This is a genomic window from uncultured Xylophilus sp., from assembly GCA_913776965.1.
In the GTDB taxonomy this organism is placed as follows: domain Bacteria; phylum Pseudomonadota; class Gammaproteobacteria; order Burkholderiales; family Burkholderiaceae_C; genus Xylophilus.
Window position 1 is genome coordinate 1 of the sequence record CAJYQL010000067.1, and the last position, 17,229, is coordinate 17,229.

General features: G+C 71.4%; 12 protein-coding genes and 2 pseudogenes. 6 read left to right on the plus strand and 8 right to left on the minus strand.

The genetic code is table 11. The features are described 5' to 3' along the window. From QZ500_RS10450 to QZ500_RS10460, 3 genes and pseudogenes are all read right to left on the minus strand, one after another. Positions 1-379 (minus strand): annotated as a pseudogene (locus tag QZ500_RS10450) (nodulation protein NodJ); the annotation flags it as partial. 124 nt (positions 380-503) lie between these two features. Further along, a complete protein-coding gene (locus tag QZ500_RS10455) occupies positions 504-1,454 on the minus strand; it encodes an ATP-binding cassette domain-containing protein (protein ID WP_295854816.1) in 951 nt (316 codons plus the stop codon). A gap of 19 nt (positions 1,455-1,473) precedes the next feature. Next, the gene (locus tag QZ500_RS10460) at positions 1,474-2,646 is read right to left on the minus strand and encodes a GNAT family N-acetyltransferase (protein WP_295854819.1); all 1,173 of its coding nucleotides are present in this window, start codon (positions 2,644-2,646) and stop codon (positions 1,474-1,476) included. A 180-nt stretch (positions 2,647-2,826) separates the two neighbouring features. Between QZ500_RS10460 and purT the strand changes: the two genes are divergently transcribed. Beyond that, positions 2,827-4,053, plus strand: coding sequence for a formate-dependent phosphoribosylglycinamide formyltransferase (purT, locus tag QZ500_RS10465; protein WP_295854821.1), 1,227 nt, complete (start codon positions 2,827-2,829; stop codon positions 4,051-4,053). A 192-nt stretch (positions 4,054-4,245) separates the two neighbouring features. Here purT and QZ500_RS10470 read toward each other — a convergent pair whose 3' ends face one another. Then, the gene (locus QZ500_RS10470; protein WP_295854823.1) at positions 4,246-5,727 is read right to left on the minus strand and encodes an AMP nucleosidase; all 1,482 of its coding nucleotides are present in this window, start codon (positions 5,725-5,727) and stop codon (positions 4,246-4,248) included. Between the two features lie 167 nt (positions 5,728-5,894). Between QZ500_RS10470 and QZ500_RS10475 the strand changes: the two genes are divergently transcribed. Next, on the plus strand, positions 5,895-6,152 hold the full coding sequence (locus tag QZ500_RS10475; protein WP_295854826.1) for a hypothetical protein: 258 nt from the start codon (positions 5,895-5,897) through the stop codon (positions 6,150-6,152). 21 nt (positions 6,153-6,173) lie between these two features. Here QZ500_RS10475 and gorA read toward each other — a convergent pair whose 3' ends face one another. Beyond that, positions 6,174-7,541 (minus strand): glutathione-disulfide reductase, encoded by a 1,368-nt coding sequence (gorA, locus tag QZ500_RS10480; protein WP_295854829.1) that lies wholly within the window; start codon positions 7,539-7,541, stop codon positions 6,174-6,176. Positions 7,542-7,646: 105 nt separating this feature from the next. Here gorA and dbpA point away from each other — a divergent pair, with 105 nt between their 5' ends. The 4 genes from dbpA to QZ500_RS10500 all read left to right on the plus strand — a co-directional run bounded on the left by dbpA (position 7,647) and on the right by QZ500_RS10500 (position 13,125). Next, positions 7,647-9,125 (plus strand): ATP-dependent RNA helicase DbpA, encoded by a 1,479-nt coding sequence (gene dbpA / locus QZ500_RS10485; protein WP_295854832.1) that lies wholly within the window; start codon positions 7,647-7,649, stop codon positions 9,123-9,125. Between the two features lie 208 nt (positions 9,126-9,333). Then, positions 9,334-11,301 (plus strand): ATP-dependent DNA helicase RecQ, encoded by a 1,968-nt coding sequence (locus tag QZ500_RS10490; RefSeq protein ID WP_295854835.1) that lies wholly within the window; start codon positions 9,334-9,336, stop codon positions 11,299-11,301. Positions 11,302-11,368: 67 nt separating this feature from the next. Continuing rightward, positions 11,369-12,655: a THUMP domain-containing protein gene (locus QZ500_RS10495; protein ID WP_295854837.1), complete on the plus strand. Its 1,287-nt coding sequence runs from the start codon at positions 11,369-11,371 to the stop codon at positions 12,653-12,655. Then, positions 12,652-13,125: a putative toxin-antitoxin system toxin component, PIN family gene (locus tag QZ500_RS10500; RefSeq protein ID WP_295854840.1), complete on the plus strand. Its 474-nt coding sequence runs from the start codon at positions 12,652-12,654 to the stop codon at positions 13,123-13,125. The genes QZ500_RS10495 and QZ500_RS10500 overlap by 4 nt, the downstream gene beginning before the upstream one ends. A gap of 31 nt (positions 13,126-13,156) precedes the next feature. Here QZ500_RS10500 and QZ500_RS10505 read toward each other — a convergent pair whose 3' ends face one another. The 3 genes and pseudogenes from QZ500_RS10505 to QZ500_RS10515 form a co-directional block, all read right to left on the minus strand. Then, positions 13,157-14,698, minus strand: coding sequence for a class I SAM-dependent methyltransferase (locus tag QZ500_RS10505; RefSeq protein WP_295854843.1), 1,542 nt, complete (start codon positions 14,696-14,698; stop codon positions 13,157-13,159). Between the two features lie 109 nt (positions 14,699-14,807). Continuing rightward, on the minus strand, positions 14,808-16,295 hold the full coding sequence (locus QZ500_RS10510; protein ID WP_295854845.1) for an efflux transporter outer membrane subunit: 1,488 nt from the start codon (positions 16,293-16,295) through the stop codon (positions 14,808-14,810). Next, positions 16,292-17,092, minus strand: a pseudogene (locus QZ500_RS10515) (efflux RND transporter permease subunit); the annotation flags it as partial. The pseudogene QZ500_RS10515 and the gene QZ500_RS10510, both read right to left, overlap by 4 nt. Positions 17,093-17,229: the final 137 nt, after the last annotated feature.

Genomic DNA, 17,229 nt, shown 5'->3' on the forward strand with positions numbered 1-17,229 from the left:
CGTCGAGCCCGACCGGCGCGTTGAGGATGCCGTCCCAGGTGCGCTGCACCTGCATGCGCGAGAAGGCCGAATACAGCGCCTCGAACGACGCCGCCTGCATCGCGCTCATGCAGATCGAGCCGCTCGCGAGGAACAGGATGTAGGGCACCGGCGTGCCCTGCACGTTCACCTGGCCGACCAGCGCGCCCATGCCGTAGCCGAAGGCGACCAGCCAGATCAGCGGCTCGGCGATGTTGCCGATCAGGCTCGGCAGCGCGAGCTTTTTCCAGACCAGGAAATTGCGCAGGAACACCGGCCACCAGCGCCGCGTGAGCTGCGGCGCACGCCAGATCGAGGGTGTCGCCACGCGGGCATCGGAAGCTGAAAGGATGTCAGGCATGGGCAGCGACGTCTTTCTATTTCAGGAGTACCGCGGGGCCGGCTTTGCCGGACCGCTGGTACTGCCCCCGGCGAGGGGGTGGGCGGTCCTACGCAGTGGGTAAGCCTGGGGGAGTGCCATGGATCTAGCCGTCCTCGCGGATCTGGCGGCCGGTGAGTTTCAGGAACAAGTCTTCCAGGTTCGCCGGGCGGTGCAATGTGCGCTGCTGCGGATGCTGCTGCAGCGCGGCCAGCAGCGCCTGCGCGCGCGGGGTGTAGAAGAAGACCGTCTCGCCGCTGACCTCGGTGCGGGCGGCCAGCGCGCGCAGTTCCGGCGCATCGGCCAGCGCAACGGCGCCCGGGCCGTAGACCTCGACCACGTCGGGCTCCAGGTGCTCGCGGATCAGCGCGCGGGGTGCCCCTTCGGCGATGCCGCGGCCGTGGTCGAGCACCAGCAGCCGCGAGCACAGGCGCTCGGCCTCGTCCATGAAGTGGGTGGTGAGCAGGATCGCCTTGCCCTGCTGCAGCAGCGCCTGCAACCGTTCCCACATCAGGTGGCGGGCCTGCGGGTCGAGGCCGGTGGTGGGTTCGTCAAGCAGCAGCAGGTCCGGGTCGGCGACCAGCGCACGCGCCAGCGACAGCCGGCGCTTCATGCCGCCGGAGAGTTCGCCGGGCTTCGCATCGGCCTTGTGCTGCAGCGCGGCGAAGTCGAGCAGCTGCGGGATGCGTTGGCGCATGTGGGCGCGGGACAGCCCGAAATAGCGGCCATAGACCATCAGGTTCTCGGCGCAGGTGAAGTCCGGGTCGAGCGTGTCGAACTGGCTCACCACGCCGAGCCGGGCCTTGATCGCGCGGGTGTCCTGCGGCATCAGCAGTGCGCCGGCGCCGTCTTCGCCGGAGGCGAAGCAGGCGATGCGGCCCGCGTCGGGCGCGACCAGCCCGAGCAGCATGCGGATCGTGGTGGTCTTGCCGGCGCCGTTCGGGCCGATCACGCCGAGGCATTCGCCCGGAGCGATCGCGAGCGAAAGCCGGTCCACGACGGTGGTGTCGCCGTAGCGCTTGGTCAGGCCGGTGGCCTGGAGCAGGGGTGCGGGCATCCGGGCATTGTCGCCGCGGCTAGGCGGCCGCGCTGCGCGGGGCGGCCGTGCCGCGGCGCACGCGCAGCAGCCGGCGCGACAGGCCGCCCAGCCGGGTGGTGGGGACGAAGCTGGTTTCCTGGTAGAGCACTTCGGCCGGTCCCCAGCGGGTCTTCGACACGTCGGTGCCGATCGACAGGTTCACGGCGGTCATGCCCTGGCCGATGCACCAGCGCAGCGTCTCGGCGAGCAGGGTGGTCATCACGCTGAAGCGCGCATAGGCCGGATCGTAGCCGGAGTAGTAGAGGTACAGGCCGCGGCCGCAGCGGAAGGCTAGGCGCCAGGCGACCAGCGCGCCGCCGACGCGCAGCCCTAGCAGCAGCACGTCGCGCCGGCCGCCCGTCTGCAGGCCGTCGATCGCCGCTTCCAGGAAGGCCCGGTGGCGCGGCACCGCGAAGTAGTCGGGGTGCACGACCGACGACGCGGCCATCGCCGCCCGCAGGCCGTGCAGCCGGTAGAAGTCGGGCAGGTGGTTGCGCAGCGCGGCCGGTTCGTCGATCACCACCAGTTCGTGCGACAGGTCGGCGCGGCGCAGCGCGTTGTAGCAGTGCCGCAGCGATTCCTTGATGTTGCGCTTGAGCCCGCTGCGGAAGGTGTCCCAGTCCGCGGCCAGCGGCAGCAGGTAGTTGCGGATCGGCCGGCCGGCGCCGGCCTGTAGCCGGCTGCGGTGGTGCCGCGCCGCGGCTTCGAGCGCCGCGGCCGGGCCGACCAGCTGCAGCACCCAGGGTGCGGTGCCGCCGCGCGGCGGGGCGGCGAGTGCGTGCTCCAGCACCGCCGGCAGGTAGCCGGGCAGCGCCAGCGGGGTCCGCAGCTCGGTGAGGTTGGCGTCGGCGCCGAGCGGGCGCAGGCAGCGCAGCAGCGGCCAGGGGCCGATGCCGACGGCCGTCTCGAACAGGGGCAGCACGGCCACCAGCCGGTGGTTGTCGTAGAAGGCGAGGATGCGCAGCGTGTCGCGGCGGGTCGGCGTGTGGCGGGCGAAGGTGCTCCACCAGGCGCGGAGCCAGGCGTGCGTCTGGAATGGCAGGAGGGCGTCGCCTGCCGCGATTTCCAGCGCGCGCCAGTCCTCGCCGAGGGCGTCCAGCGCCTGCGGCGTGGTGCAGGCCACGACGCGGAGGGCCGGCGTCGCGGGCGGTGGCGCAAGCGGGAGGTCCATGGATCGGCGGCGGGAAGGCGGGGGAGCGTGCAATGAAGCGCGGATGATGGCATGCGCGGCGACACCTGCCGGTCGGGGTTGTTCAGTGCGGCGCCCGCACTCCACAAGGTTACGCCGCGCCGCAGGGCTCGATTACAGTGCCCGCTTCGTCCACGACCGCTTTTCCCCGGAGGCTCCCGCATGACCACCCTCGGCACTCCCCTGTCCCCGAACGCGACGCGCGTGATGCTGCTCGGCGCCGGCGAACTCGGCAAGGAGGTGCTGATCGCGCTGCAGCGGCTCGGCGTGGAAACCATCGCGGTGGACCGCTACGAGAACGCCCCGGGCCAGCAGGTGGCGCACCACGCCCGCACCATCGCGATGAGCGACCCGGCACAGCTGAAGGCGCTGATCGAGGCCGAGCGGCCGCACCTGGTGGTGCCGGAGATCGAAGCGATCGCCACGCCGATGCTGCAGGAGCTGGAAGCCGCCGGCACGGTGCGCGTCATCCCGACCGCCCGCGCGGCGCGGCTCACGATGGACCGTGAGGGCATACGCCGGCTTGCCGCCGAGCAGCTGCGGGTGCCGACCAGCCCCTACCAGTTCTGCGATTCGCGCGAGGAACTGCAGGCCGCGATCGACGGTGGCATCGGCTATCCGTGCATCGTCAAGCCGGTGATGAGCAGTTCCGGCAAGGGCCAGAGCAAGATCGACGGACCGGACGACGTGCAGAAGGCCTGGGACTACGCGATGGCCGGCGGCCGGGTCAGCCACGGCCGGGTGATCGTCGAGGGCTTCATCGATTTCGACTACGAGATCACGCTGCTGACCGTGCGCTCGCTCGCCTCCGACGGCGAGGTGCGCACCGCGTTCTGCGAGCCGATCGGCCATGTGCAGGTGGCCGGCGACTATGTCGAGAGCTGGCAGCCGCATCCGATGCCGCCGGCGGCGCTGCAGAAGGCCAAGGACATCGCCCTGGCGGTGACCGGCAACCTCGGCGCCGCACCCGAGGGCGGCGCGCCGGGCCTCGGGTTGTTCGGCGTGGAGCTGTTCGTGAAGGGCGATCGAGTCTGGTTCAGCGAGGTCAGCCCGCGGCCGCACGACACCGGCCTGGTGACGCTCGCGACCCAGTGGCAGAACGAGTTCGAGCTGCACGCCCGCGCGATCCTCGGCCTGCCGGTGGACACCACGCTCAAGAGCCCCGGCGCCAGCGCTGTGATCTACGGCGGGGTGGATGCGAAGGGCATCGTCTTCGACGGCGTGGCCGAGGCGCTCGGCGTGCCGGGCGTGGACATCCGCCTCTTCGGCAAGCCCGAGAGCTTCGTCAAGCGCCGCATGGGCGTGGCGCTGGCCCATGCCGAGAACGTCGAGGCTGCGCGCACCAAGGCGCAGCAGGCGGCGAGCAAGGTGACGCCGCGAGCGGTTTGAAGCGGAAAAGCGGCTTGTGCGCAGGCCCAGTCTGCGCAAGGTGCTATGGAAATGTGAGTTCGGCCTTGCAGGCGGGCCGGGGGTGGCAACCGCGAGCGTTCCCAGCGCCTTCGACGATGCGTCCCGGACGCCTGCCGGGCTCGCCCGGCGGCGACGCGCGCGCCGGCAGGGACGCGGCCGGTCCGGACGGCCCTACTGGAACGCCACCTCCGCAAAGCTCCGCAGCTTGCGGCTGTGCAGCCGGTCCACGCCGCCGCTGCGCAGGATCTCCACGGTGCGCATGCCGATGCGCAGGTGCTGGTCGACCCGCTCGCGGTAGAAGTGGTTGGCCATGCCCGGCAGCTTGATCTCGCCGTGCAGCGGCTTGTCGGACACGCACAGCAGCGTGCCGTAAGGCACCCGGAAGCGGAAGCCGTTGGCGGCGATGGTGGCGCTCTCCATGTCGAGCGCCACTGCGCGGCTCTGGCTGAAGCGACGCTGCGGCTCGTTCTCCGGCAGCAGTTCCCAGTTGCGGTTGTCGGTGCTGGCGACGGTGCCGGTGCGCATCACCCGCTTCAGCGCCGCGCCTTCCAGGCCGGTGACCTCGGCCACCGCCTTTTCCAGCGCCAGCTGGATCTCGGCCAGCGCCGGGATCGGCACCCATAGCGGCAGTTCCTCGTCGAGCACATGGTCCTCGCGCACGTAGCCGTGGGCCAGCACGTAATCGCCGAGCTGCTGGCTGTTGCGCAGGCCAGCGCAGTGGCCGAGCATCATCCAGGCGTGCGGCCGCAGCACGGCGATGTGGTCGGTGATCGTCTTGGCGTTGGACGGGCCGACGCCGATGTTCACCATCGTCGTGCCGCTGCGGTCCGCGCGCACCAGGTGGTAGGCGGGCATCTGCGGCAGCCGCGGCGGCGGCACGCCCAGCTCGTCGCCGGTCTCCACGGCCAGGCCGGTGCGTCGGGTGACCACGTTGCCGGGTTCGATGAAGGCGATGTATTCGCTGTCGGGGTTCGCCATCTCGGCATGGCCGAGCCGCACGAATTCGTCGATGTAGAACTGGTAGTTGGTGAACAGCACGAAGTTCTGGAACCACTCCGGCGCGGTGCCGGTGTAGTGGCGCAGCCGGTGCAGCGAATAGTCGACCCGCGGCGCGGTGAAGAGCGCGAGCGGCTGCGGCTCGCCCGGCTGGGCACGGCGCGTGCCGTTGGCGATGCCGTCGTCCATCGCCGCCAGGTCGGGCAGGTCGAACACGTCGCGCATCCGCATGCGGCGCTCGGCCGTCAGGTGGCCTTCGAGGTGGTCGTTCTCGATGAAGGAGAAGTGCAGCGGGATCGGCTGGGTGCTCACGCCGACTTCCAGCTCCACGCCGTGGCTGTGGTGCAGCAGCCGGAACTGTTCGCGGTAATAGCGTGCGAACAGGTCGGGGCGGGTCAGCGTGGTCTCGAAATCGCCGGGGCCTTCGACGAAGCCGTAGGCGAGCGGCGAATCCGCGCGCGACACCGTCTCGGTGTGGACCCGCACATAGGGATAACAGGCCCGGACGTGGCCCTGCAGGTCCTCGCCCGCGACGAAGCGCTGCATCGCGCCGCGCAGATGCGCGAGGCTCGCGTCGTAGATGGCGCGGACCTGGGCGAGGGCGGCATCGGGGGCGGTGAAACGCAGGGGAGCAATGGGGGCGGGCAGGTGCTGCATGCGTCCGATTGTGCAACGTGTAACAGGCGGAAAAGTCCTACACGGTGCCGGGCGCCGACCCGACGCGGTGCCCGGATGCCGCTATCTACAGTCATTTCCAACGCATCTGCGTACATCGCTTACATCCAATGTTCTCGCCCGGCTCCCACCCAAGAAGGACTGCTGCCATGACCACCACCGTCGACGTCACCAACCCGTTTGCCCTGATGATGGACCCCGCCTCCGTCCTGAAGGCCATGGAGCATTCCGACGCGCTGCGCAACCTCAAGCTGCGCCGCATCCAGCCGCTCGACGAATTGCCGCCGGCCCGCAAGGGTGCCGCCACGGCCGCCTTCGACAAGGAACTCGACGAAGCCAACTTCCCGCTGTGGCGCGATTTGGTCAGCAGCTCCGATCCGGACTTTCTGCCGCAGCTGTTCAACTGATACCGGGCGGCGCGCTCTGCCTCATTCGCCGGGTGCCACCGGCGTGCGGAGCGTGACGAATTCCTCGGCCACCGTGGGGTGGATACCCAGGGTGGCGTCGAAGTCGGCCTTCTTCGCACCCGCCTGCAGGGCCACGGCGAAACCCTGCACCACCTCTCCGGCCTCCGGACCGACCATGTGCAAACCGACCACCCGGTCGGTTTTTTTATGCACGACCAGTTTGACGAAGGTGCGTTCCTCGCGGCCCGACAGCGTGTGGCGCAGCGCCCGGAAGTCGGCGCGGAACACCGCCACGTCGTCCTTGAACTTGCGCCGCGCCGCCTCTTCGGTCAAACCGACGGTGCCGATGTTCGGATGAGTGAACACCGCCGTCGGCGCCAGCGCGTAGTTCACCGGGCGGCGGCCGTCGCCGTAGAGCGTCTCCACCAGCACCGTGGCCTCGGCAAGGGCCACCGGCGTGAGCTGCAGCGACGTCGAGACATCGCCGATCGCGTAGACCGACGGCAAGTTGCTGCAGTAGTGCCGGTCCACCACCACCGCGCCGCGCTCGTCGAGTGCGACGCCCGCGGATTCCAGGCCCAGGTCGCGGGTGTTCGGGACCCGGCCGGTGGCGTAGAGCACCACGTCGGCATCGCACTGCGCGCCCATCGCGGTGGCGACGCAGAAGGTGCCGTCGTCCTTGCGGCTGATCGCCTCGACCGTGCAGTTGAGCCGGATGTCGATGCCGGCGCGGCCCATCTCGGAGGCGATGAAGCTGCGCACCTCGCCGTCGAAGGACGTGAGCAACGCACCGCCGCGCTGCATGATCGTCACCTCGGCGCCCAGGCCGTGGAAGATCGAGGCGAACTCGCAGGCGATGTAGCCGCCGCCGATCACCGTCAGGCGGCGCGGAAAGGCGGGCAGGTCGAACATGCGCTCGGAGGTCACCGCCAGGTCGCAGCCCGGCACCTTCGGCACGTGTGGCGCGCCGCCGGTCGCGACGACGATGCGCTCGGCGGTGTGGCGCTTGCCGTTCACCACCACCGTGTGCGCATCCTCCAGCCGGCCCCAGCCTTCGATCAGCGTGGCGCCGGCGGCCGACAGCAGCTGGCGGTAGACGCCGTTGAGGCGCGCGATTTCCTGCGCCCGTGCAGCCTTCAGCGCCTCCCAGTCGAGCGTCGGCGCCGCGCCACGCCAGCCGTAGCCGGCCGATTCGCGGAACGCCTCGGCATAGCCGGCGGCGTAGCTGTAGAGCTTCTTCGGTATGCAGCCGGCGTTCACGCAGGTGCCGCCGAGGGCCGCCGCCTCGGCCACCGCCACCCGCACGCCGCGCTGGGCCGCGAGCCGGGCCGCGCGCACGCCGCCGCTGCCGGCACCGAGGATGAAGAGGTCGTGGTCGTAGCGGGCCATGGGCGTTCCGTTCGGCGTGGGGTGGGTGGGTGAGGTGGGGTGCCTAGTGTCGCGCGGCGCGGCCGCTTCCGGCGGTCCGCGGGGGACGGGCCGGGATAATGGGCGATGACTTCCGCTGCTTCCACGCCGTCTCCTTCGCCGTCCTCCACGCCGTCGCCCGCATCGTCCGCCGCGCCCACGGCGGCAGCCGCTCCAGCGGCGTCCGCGTTCTCCACGCTGCCGCTGTCGCCCGCCACGCTCGCCAACCTGGAGTCGCTCGGCTACACCGCCATGACGGCGATCCAGGCGGCCAGCCTGCCGCCGGCGTTGCTCGGCCAGGACATGATCGCCCAGGCCAAGACCGGCAGCGGCAAGACCGCCGCCTTCGGCCTGGCGCTGCTCGCCAACCTGAATCCGCGTCGCTTCGCGGTGCAGGCGCTGGTGCTTTGTCCGACCCGCGAGCTGGCCGACCAGGTCACCACCGAGATCCGCCGGCTCGCCCGCGCCGAGGACAACGTCAAGGTCGTCACGCTCTGCGGCGGCGTGCCGATGCGCGGTCAGGCGGCGAGCCTGGAGCACGGCGCGCACATCGCCGTCGGCACGCCCGGCCGCATCCTCGACCACCTGGAGCGCGGCACGCTCGACGTGCAGGCGCTCAATACGCTGGTGCTCGACGAGGCCGACCGGATGCTCGACATGGGCTTCCTCGACGACATCACGACCGTCGTGAAGCAGTGCCCCGCCAACCGCCAGACGCTGCTGTTCTCCGCCACCTATCCGGAAGGCATCGCCCAGCTGGCCGCCCGCTTCATGCGCACGCCGCAGCGCATCACGGTCGAGGCGCGCCACACCGGCACCGCGATCCGCCAGCGCTGGTACGAAGTGGCGGAAGGCGAGCGGCTGCACACCGTCTCGCGCCTGCTCGACCATTTCCGGCCGCAGAGCACGCTCGCCTTCTGCAACACCAAGCAGCAGTGCCGCGACCTGGTGGCGGTGCTGCAGGCGCAGGGCTTCCATGCGCTGGCGCTCTACGGCGAGCTGGAGCAGCGCGAGCGCGACCAGGTGCTGGTGCAGTTCGCCAACCGCAGCTGCTCGGTGCTGGTGGCGACCGACGTGGCCGCGCGCGGCCTCGACATCGCGCAGTTGGAGGCGGTGATCAACGTCGACACCACGCCCGATGCGGAAGTGCATGTGCATCGCGTCGGCCGCGTCGGCCGGATCGGTCAGGAGGGCGGCGAGGGGCTCGCGCTGAACCTGGCGAGCCTCGACGAGATGGGTGCGGTCGGCCGCATCGAGCAACTGCAGGGCCGGCCGTCGGACTGGCATCCGCTCGACGAACTGACGCCCGCCGGCGGCCCGCCGCTGGTGCCGCCGATGGCGACGCTGCAGATCGCCGGCGGCCGCAAGGAGAAGATCCGGGCCGGCGACCTGCTGGGCGCCTTGACCGGCGACTGCGGCTTCACCCGCGAGCAGGTCGGCAAGATCAACGTCAACGATTTCTCGACCTACGTGGCGGTGGCACGCGGCATCGCACGCGAGGCGGCGCGGCGGCTCGCGGCCGGCAAGGTCAAGGGGCGCAGCGTGAAGGTGCGGCTGCTGGACTGACCCGGCGGTTGCTCCTGAAACGATAGCTGCTCGCGCAGGCGGGACGGGCGCTGGAGGCTTGCAGGCCTTTGAAATTGCCCGGCGCGCGCATGGCCGCGGGGCGTTGTCCGCCGACAGACGGCTGTTGCCCCTGCTGACGGGGCGCGCCCGGCGGCGGCTGCGAGGATGGATGCCTTGTCGCTCTCTAAGGCCCTGTGCCCCTCCGCCAATGCCTGCCGCCACCGCCGCCGCCGCTTCCTCCGCAGACCGTTCCGCCACCGCCCTGCCGGAGGCCGACCGCACGCCGGTGGACGACGCGGCCATCGACCGCCAGCTGCGCAGCGTCTTCGGCCTCGATGCCCTGCGGCCCGGCCAGCGCGGCGTGATCCATCGGGTGCTGCAGGGCCTGCCGACGCTCGCCGTCATGCCGACCGGTGCGGGCAAGTCGCTCTGCTACCAGCTGCCGGCCACGCTGCTGCCGGGCCGCACGGTGGTGGTGTCGCCGCTGCTCGCGCTGATGCAGGACCAGCACGACGCGCTCACCGAGCGCGGCATCGCCACGGTGCAGGTGCACGGCTCGCTCGACGCCGCGGCGCTGCAGGCGGCGGAAGCGGCGATCGGCGACGGCTCGGCCAAGGTGGTGCTGTGCACGCCGGAGCGGCTGTCGAACGCATCCTTCGTCGATCTGCTGCTGCGCCATCCGACCAGCCTGCTGGTGGTGGACGAGGCGCATTGCGTCTCGCAGTGGGGCCACGACTTCCGGCCGGCGTTCCTCGAGATCGGACCGGCCTGGAAACGGCTCGGCAAGCCCGCGCTGCTGGCCCTGACCGCCACCGCCGCGGGACCGGTGGCGCGCGACATCCGCAAGCAGCTCGGCATCGCCGCCGACGGCGTGGTGGACACCGGCACCTACCGGCCCAACCTCGACTACCGGGTCGAGACGCTCGCCCACGAGAAGGACAAGCTCGCCCGCGTGGTCTCGCTGGTGAAGGCGACACCGGGCGCGGGCCTGGTCTATGCCGCGACGATCCGCGCCGCCGAGGCAGTGCGCGACGCCCTGGCCGCCGCCGACGAGTCGGTGGCGCTCTACCACGGCAAGCTGCCCGCGGCCGAGCGCGAGGCGGTGCAGGACCGGTTCATGCAGAACGCAACGCGCGTGGTGGTCGCGACCAACGCCTTCGGCCTGGGCATCGACAAGCAGGACATCCGCTTCGTCGTGCACTACCAGATGCCGGCCGGGCTCGACGCCTACTACCAGGAGTCGGGCCGCGCCGGCCGCGACGGGGCGCCGGCCGAATGCACCCTGCTGTTCCTGCGCAAGGACCGGGCGGTGCAGCAGTTCTTCCTCTCCGGCCGCTACCCGTCGCTGCAGGACCTGCAGGCGGTCTACAACGCCCTGCAGACGCCGGCACCCGAAGCGGCGGCGGGCTGGAGCCTCGCAGCGCTGCAGGAGCGGCTGGAGAGTCCGCGCAGCAAGGTGCAGGTGGCGCTCGGCATGCTGCGCAACCGGCGCATCGTGGCGGCGCGCAAAAAGGCCGGGCTGGTGGTGCAGCGCACCGCGCTCGACGACCGGGCGCTGGACGCGCTGCTCGACGACTACCGCGCCAAGCGCGAACAGGACACCGAAACGCTCGAGCAGATGGTGTTCTACGCCCAGACCGGCCGTTGCCGCTGGCAGGTGCTGCTCGACTATTTCGGACATGCGGACGAAGGCGGGCCGCACGGCCAATGCGGCCACTGCGACAGCTGCCGCCGCATGGCCGCGCTGGCCGGTGCGAATGCCGGCGTGGCGCCGCCGGTCGGCGACGGCGCCGCCCGGCCGGCGCTGGCGTGGACCGTGGCGGCGGAAGAACCGTCGAACGGGACCGCGAAGGGCGCCCAGTCTGCCCGGGGGGCGAAGGCGGGCGGCATCGCCGTCGGCGACCGGGTGGACGTGCCGGCGGTGCCGTCCGCCGCCGCGATCGCCGACGCCGGCCCGGCGCAGCGCTTTGCCGTCGGCACGCCGGTGACGGTCAAGCGCTACGGCAAGGGCACGGTGGCCGCAGCGGACGACCTGTCGGTCACCGTCCTGTTCGCCGACGGCAGCCGGCGCTGCTTCCAGCCGGATTTCGTGAAGCGGCAGGGCCGCGCGAAGCCGGCGGCACCGGCGGCCTCGGTCGTGGTGCCGGCGCCGCTGCTGACGGCGGTCGCCGCCTGATCGGGACGGCGGCAGGCAGGACGGCCGGGCACGCGGTGCCGCCGGGCCGCGTATCCTTGCCGACCCGATGAATCCACTCCACCTCTTCCTTCCCTGCGCCGCCGGTGTCGAAGGCCTTCTGGCCGACGAAGTGCATGCGCTCACCGGCCTGGTCGGCATGGACCTGCAGACCCTGCGCGGCGGCGTGCTGGTGCGTGCCTCCTGGCGCGACGCGCTGCGGCTCAATCTGCACAGCCGGCTGGCCCAGCGGGTGCTGGTGCAGCTCGCGCAGGCGCCCTACCGCAACGAACAGGACCTCTACCGCGCGGCGTCCGGCATCGCCTGGGAGATCTGGTTCACCACCCGGCAGTCCTTCAAGGTCGAGATGACCGCGCAGCACAGCCCGCTGCAGAGCCTGAACTTCGCGGCACTCAAGATCAAGGACGCGGTGGCCGACCGCTTCCGTGCCAAGGCCGGCGGCGTGCGGCCCGACGTGGACACCCAGCGGCCCGATGTGCGGGTGCATGCCCACCTGACCACCGACACCGCGACCTTCTACATCGACACCTCGGGCGAGCCGCTGTTCAAGCGCGGCTGGCGCGAGGACACCGGCGACGCGCCGCTGAAGGAGACCCTCGCCGCCGCGATGATCGCGGCCAGCGGCTGGGACCCGTTCGCCGACGAGTCGCTGCCGCTCTACGACCCCTGCTGCGGCAGCGGCACCGTCGCGATCGAGGCGGCGCAGATCGCCTGCCGCATCGCGCCGGGCCTGAAGCGGCGCTTCGCTTTCGAGCAGCTGCTGCCGTTCCAGGCGCATGTCTGGTCTGCTATCAAAAAGGAAGCTGAAGACGCCCGCCGGACGGGCGCTGTGCGGGTTTTCGGCAGCGATGTGTCGCACCGGATGGTGGACTTTGCGCAGCGCAATGCCGAGCGCGCCGGCGTCGCCGAGGCGGTCGAGTTCCGCGGCGGCGACGCGCTGCAGCGCATGCCGCCGGCGCCGCGCGGCGTGATGCTGCTCAACCCGCCGTACGGCGAGCGGATCGCCGCCGCCGGCATCGCCGGCCGGCCGGCGCGGATGGTCGCGCAGCAGGACCGCCATGCGCGGGGTGCCGCCTACGACGGCGGCGGCCGCGAGACCGCCCACACCGACGACGGCGGCGACTTCTTCCCACAGCTCGCCGCCCACTGGAAGAAGCACTACGCCGGCTGGACCGCCTGGATGCTCACGCCCGACCTGAAGCTGCCGGGCCGCATGCGGCTGAAGGAATCGCGCCGCGTGCCGATGTGGAACGGCCCGATCGAATGCCGGCTGTTCCGCTTCGACCTGGTGGCCGGCTCCGCCCGGGGACCGCGCACCGAGCCGCCCGCCGCATGACCGCCGGCGCGGCGGCCGCCGCACCGCGCGTGGTGGTGCTCGACACCAACATCGTGCTCGACGTGTTCGTGTTTGCCGATGCGGCGGCCGCGCCGCTGCGCGCGGGCCTGGCCGACGGGTCGCTCGACTGGATCGCCACCGCGGCCATGCGAGTGGAACTGGAGCGTGTCCTCGCCTATCCGCAGATCGTGCCGCGGCTGGCCTTCTACGGCTTGGCAGCCGCCGACGTGCTCTCCGCCTTCGACCGGCATGCGCGACTGGTGCCCGCCGCGCCCAAGGTCGCCTCCACCTGCAAGGACCCGGACGACCAGGGCTTCATCGACCTGGCGGTCGCCCACCGCGCGGAGCTGCTGAGCAAGGACCGGGCGGTGCTGTGCATGCGCAAGCGGCTGGCACCCTGGGGCGTGGTGGTCGGCACCGCGCTGGGCACCGCCGCAGTCGATCCGGCGGTGCTGCAACCGCCGCGCTGACCGGCCGTCGGGCGGTCAGGCGGTCAGCGCGTCAGGCTGTCGTGATGCCCAGCTTGATCAGCAGCGGCAGCTCCTCGGCCGCGAACTTCTCGGCCAGGCGCTGCAGCTCCTGCAGGTTGGCCTCCTCGCCGTCCAGCGGCTTGCCGTCCTTCAGGACGCTGTGCTTCTGCGCATCGAGGAAACGCCAGGTGAAGGCGGCCCATTCGGCCGGCGTCGCCAGGCCCTCGCTGCGCGCCAGCAGGAACAGCTGCTCGAAGCGATCGACCTGGAGGCCGCCGCCGAGCACCGGGCTGGCGTTGAAGCTGGTGTCCACACTGTGGCGCGCGCGGCGGTGCAGGAAGGCATTGAGCCCGTCGCAGGCCGCCTGCACCCGCGCCGCGTCCTCCGCCGTGCCGGCCGGCGCCAAGCAGCCCGAGCCGGTCAGCAGGAAGACCGACGGCATCACGTCCTCGGCGAGCATGCCGCGGCCGGTCAGGAAGGTCTCGATCTCCTGGCCGGTGCGCGCTTCGTAGTCGCCCAGGAAGTCGATCAGCGGCCGGTAGACGTGCTCTTCCAGCTGGGCGCTGCCCTGCAGGCCCTTGACGGCCAGCGTGACCCGCTCCTTGGCCTTGGCTAGCACGAAGCGCATCGCGCGGAACGCTTCCAGCTGCTCGAGCTTGGAAATGGCCCGGGGGCCGCGCACCCAGTAGTCGCGGCGAAACTGCTGGTTCACCATCATGTCGCGCACCGTCTCGCGGTAGTTCGCATCCGGGATGGTGGCGAGCAGCGCGGACTGCTCGGGCGTCAGGTTCAGCGGGTCGGTCAGGTTCAGCAGGTCGGCCGAGCAGACGAACGACAGCTTCACCGCCTGCAGCTGCTCGGCGACCTGCGAGAAGTACATCGGCTGCCAGTTGCGGTTGAGGTACTCGTGCGCCAGGTACTGGCGGTTGCGAGTCCTCATCGTGTCCAGGCTCTGGGCGATGCGCTGGCTGCCGCCGGTGAGCATCGGCTTGGCGGCCAGCAGCTTGTCGGTGAAGCCGAGCGCCGCTTCGAGCCGGTGGACGTTGGACATGCCGGGCGCGGACATCCGCAGCGAATGCTCCATCAGCAGGTGGCGGATCGCCGCGAAGGCGGACCAGCCGGGCAGGGTGTTGTAGCTCACGAACAGCACGCCGCCCGGCTTCAGCCGCCGGTCGATGAATTCGATCAGCGAATCGCGGGTGGCGTCGGAGATCCAGCTCCAGATGCCGTGCAGGGCGATGAAGTCGAACGCGGGCAGGTCGTCGCGCTGGCTGTACTGGGCGAACGCGTCGTCGCGCAGGGCGAGCGGCGCGCCGGAAGCCCGCGCCATCGCCTGCGCATGGGCGGTCTGGGCTGCGTTGAAGTCGGTGCCGTACCAGCGCTCGGCGCCCGCCGCAGCATGGATGTTGATCGTCACGCCCTGGCCGAATCCGAGTTCGCAGGCGGCGGTGATCTCCGGTGGCTGCACCCGCGCGGCCAGCAGCGCCAGCTGCACCCTGCGGGGCTGCAGGTCGGGGTAGTAGCCGTGGGTGTAATCCACGTCGGTGACGTAGCCGTCGCTCCAGTCGCTCATGTCGGGTCGTGTCCTGTGGGTTGTGCCGCCGTGGCGGCGCCACGATAAGGCATGGAGTGGCTGGTTCTGCCGGTGAGGCTGCGGGTCGCGCGGTTTCGGGACAAAAGCGTCAGCCCGGCGCGCCGGCCGAGTTGATCGAGCTATTCCAGCCGCCGCCCATCACCTTGTACAGCGCGATCCGGTTGGTCTGCTCGGCCAGCTGCAGGCTGATCAGGGTCTGGCTGGCGGCGTAGTAGCTGCGCTGGGCGACCAGCACGTCGAGGAAGCTGTCGATGCCGGTGCGGTAGCGCGCCTGCGACAGCCGCAGCACGGTGGCCGAGGCGTCGAGCAGGGCGGCCTGCGCCGCGAGCTGCTCGCCGAGGTTGGCGCGGGCATCCAGCGCGTCGGCCACCTCGCGGAAGGCGGTCTGCAGCGTTTTTTCGTACTGCGCGACGTTGATGTCGCGGGTGATCTCGGCCACGTCGAGGCTGGCCCGCAGCGCGCCGGCGGTGAAGATCGGCAGCACGATCTGCGGCGCGAAGCTCCAGGTGCCGTTGCCGCCTGCGAACAGCCGGTCGAGCTCGCGGCTGGCGGTGCCGGCCTGGGCGGTGAGGGTGATGCGCGGGAAGAAGGCCGCACGGGCCGCGCCGATGTTGGCGGCGGCGGCCTGCAGGGTGTGCTCCGCGGCCAGCACGTCGGGCCGGTTCTGCAGCAGGTCCGACGGCAGGCCGGCCGGCACCGCCAGCAGCAGCGCGGCGGCCGGCGGCGGCTCCGGTGTCGCGACCGGCAGCAGCGCATCGGGCACCGGCGCGCCGACCAGCAGCTCCAACGCGTTGCGGTCCTGCGCCACCTGGCGCGAGAAGCCGGCGACGTCGGTGCGGGCCGACTCGACCGTGGTGCGGGCCTGCGCCAGCGTGAGGCCAGATTCGGAGCCGATCTCCTTGGCCTGCCGCGTCAGGTCGTAGGACGCCTGCTGGACGCGCAGCGTCTCCTGCGCAAGCTGCAGCCGGCGCTGGTCGGCGGCGAGCGCGAGCCAGGCGTTGGCGACGTCGGCCACCAGGGCGATCTGCACGCTGCGCCGGGTGTCGGCGGTCGAGAAGAAGGTCTGCAGCGCCGCGTCGTTCAGGTTCTGCAGCCGGCCGAACAGGTCGATTTCCCAGTTCGCGAAGCCGACGCCGGCGCTCAGGGTTTTGAGCGTGGCCGAGCGGCCGCTGGCTGCGGTGTCGGCCGCGGTGCGGGCCCGGGTCGCGCCGCCGGTCGCGTTGACCGCCGGCAGCAAGGCGGCGCGCTGGATGCCGTACTGCGCACGGGCGCGCTCGATGTTGAGCGCGGCCACCCGCAGGTCGCGGTTGGTGGCCAGCGCGCGGCCGACCACCTCACGCAGCCGCGGATCGAGGAAGAAGTCCTGCCAGGCGATGTCAGGCGCCGGCACCGCCGTAGCGGCCGCGCCCGCGTCGGGCCGCGCGACGGCGGCCGACGGCTTCCAGGCGGCGGCGACCGGCGCGATCGGCCGTTCGTGCGGCGGCGCGAGCGAGCCGCAGCCGGCCGCGAGCAGGGCGCCGGTCAGGAGGCCGAGGCGTGCGGCGCGGCATCCTGGCGTTAGTGCGGTGCGGCTCATGCCGTGGCCTCCCGCGGTTGCGCGCCCGCGCGGTCGCGGCGCGACTGGAAGAAGCCGCGGATCAGCGTGAAGAACACCGGCACGAAGAAGATGCCGAGCACCGTCGCGGTCACCATGCCGCCGAACACCGCGGTGCCGATCGCCTGGCGGCCGGCAGCGCCCGCGCCGCTGCCGACCACCAGCGGCAGCACGCCGAAGCCGAAGGCGAGCGAGGTCATCAGGATCGGCCGCAGCCGCAGCCGGACCGCCTCCAGCGTGGCGTCGAACAGGTCCTTGCCCTGCTCCTGCAGCTGCTTGGCGAATTCGACGATCAGGATCGCGTTCTTGCACGACAGGCCGACGGTGGTCAGCAGTCCGACCTGGAAATACACGTCGTTGGACATGCCGCGCAGCCCGGTCAGCAGCACCGCGCCGATGATGCCGAGCGGCACTACCAGGATCACCGAGAACGGCACCGACCAGCTCTCGTAGAGCGCCGCCAGGCACAGGAAGACGAACAGGATCGAGATCGCATAGAGCAGCGGCGCCTGCGCGCCCGAGCGCCGTTCTTCGAACGAGGCGCCCGTCCACGAATGCGCCACGCCCGCGGGCAGCTGGGCCATCATGTCGTCGACCTTGGCCATGCCCGTGCCCGAGCTGACGCCCTGCACCACGCTGCCCTGCATCTCGAAGGCGGCCTGGCCGTTGAAGCGCTGCAGCTGCGGCGGCCCGAACGTCCAGCGCTGGCCCGTGAAGGCGCCGAACGGGATCATCTGGCCGGTGTTGCTGCGCACCGTCCACTGGTTCACGTCGACCGGGGGCGCGTCAAGCGCGTCTACATGCAGGGCGACGCGCCCTACCGCATGCTGCCGGCCGACGTGAACCAGTGGACGGTGCGCAGCAACACCGGCCAGATGATCCCGTTCGGCGCCTTCACGGGCCAGCGCTGGACGTT

What these genes read in the sequence shown, in the direction of transcription:
- QZ500_RS10455 (WP_295854816.1), bottom strand. Translation starts at nt 1,454, where the DNA reads ATGCCCGCACCCCTGCTCCAGGCCACCGGCCTGACCAAGCGCTACGGC.
- QZ500_RS10460 (WP_295854819.1), bottom strand. Translation starts at nt 2,646, where the DNA reads ATGGACCTCCCGCTTGCGCCACCGCCCGCGACGCCGGCCCTCCGCGTC.
- purT (WP_295854821.1), top strand. Translation starts at nt 2,827, where the DNA reads ATGACCACCCTCGGCACTCCCCTGTCCCCGAACGCGACGCGCGTGATG.
- QZ500_RS10470 (WP_295854823.1), bottom strand. Translation starts at nt 5,727, where the DNA reads ATGCAGCACCTGCCCGCCCCCATTGCTCCCCTGCGTTTCACCGCCCCC.
- QZ500_RS10475 (WP_295854826.1), top strand. Translation starts at nt 5,895, where the DNA reads ATGACCACCACCGTCGACGTCACCAACCCGTTTGCCCTGATGATGGAC.
- gorA (WP_295854829.1), bottom strand. Translation starts at nt 7,541, where the DNA reads ATGGCCCGCTACGACCACGACCTCTTCATCCTCGGTGCCGGCAGCGGC.
- dbpA (WP_295854832.1), top strand. Translation starts at nt 7,647, where the DNA reads ATGACTTCCGCTGCTTCCACGCCGTCTCCTTCGCCGTCCTCCACGCCG.
- QZ500_RS10490 (WP_295854835.1), top strand. Translation starts at nt 9,334, where the DNA reads ATGCCTGCCGCCACCGCCGCCGCCGCTTCCTCCGCAGACCGTTCCGCC.
- QZ500_RS10495 (WP_295854837.1), top strand. Translation starts at nt 11,369, where the DNA reads ATGAATCCACTCCACCTCTTCCTTCCCTGCGCCGCCGGTGTCGAAGGC.
- QZ500_RS10500 (WP_295854840.1), top strand. Translation starts at nt 12,652, where the DNA reads ATGACCGCCGGCGCGGCGGCCGCCGCACCGCGCGTGGTGGTGCTCGAC.
- QZ500_RS10505 (WP_295854843.1), bottom strand. Translation starts at nt 14,698, where the DNA reads ATGAGCGACTGGAGCGACGGCTACGTCACCGACGTGGATTACACCCAC.
- QZ500_RS10510 (WP_295854845.1), bottom strand. Translation starts at nt 16,295, where the DNA reads ATGAGCCGCACCGCACTAACGCCAGGATGCCGCGCCGCACGCCTCGGC.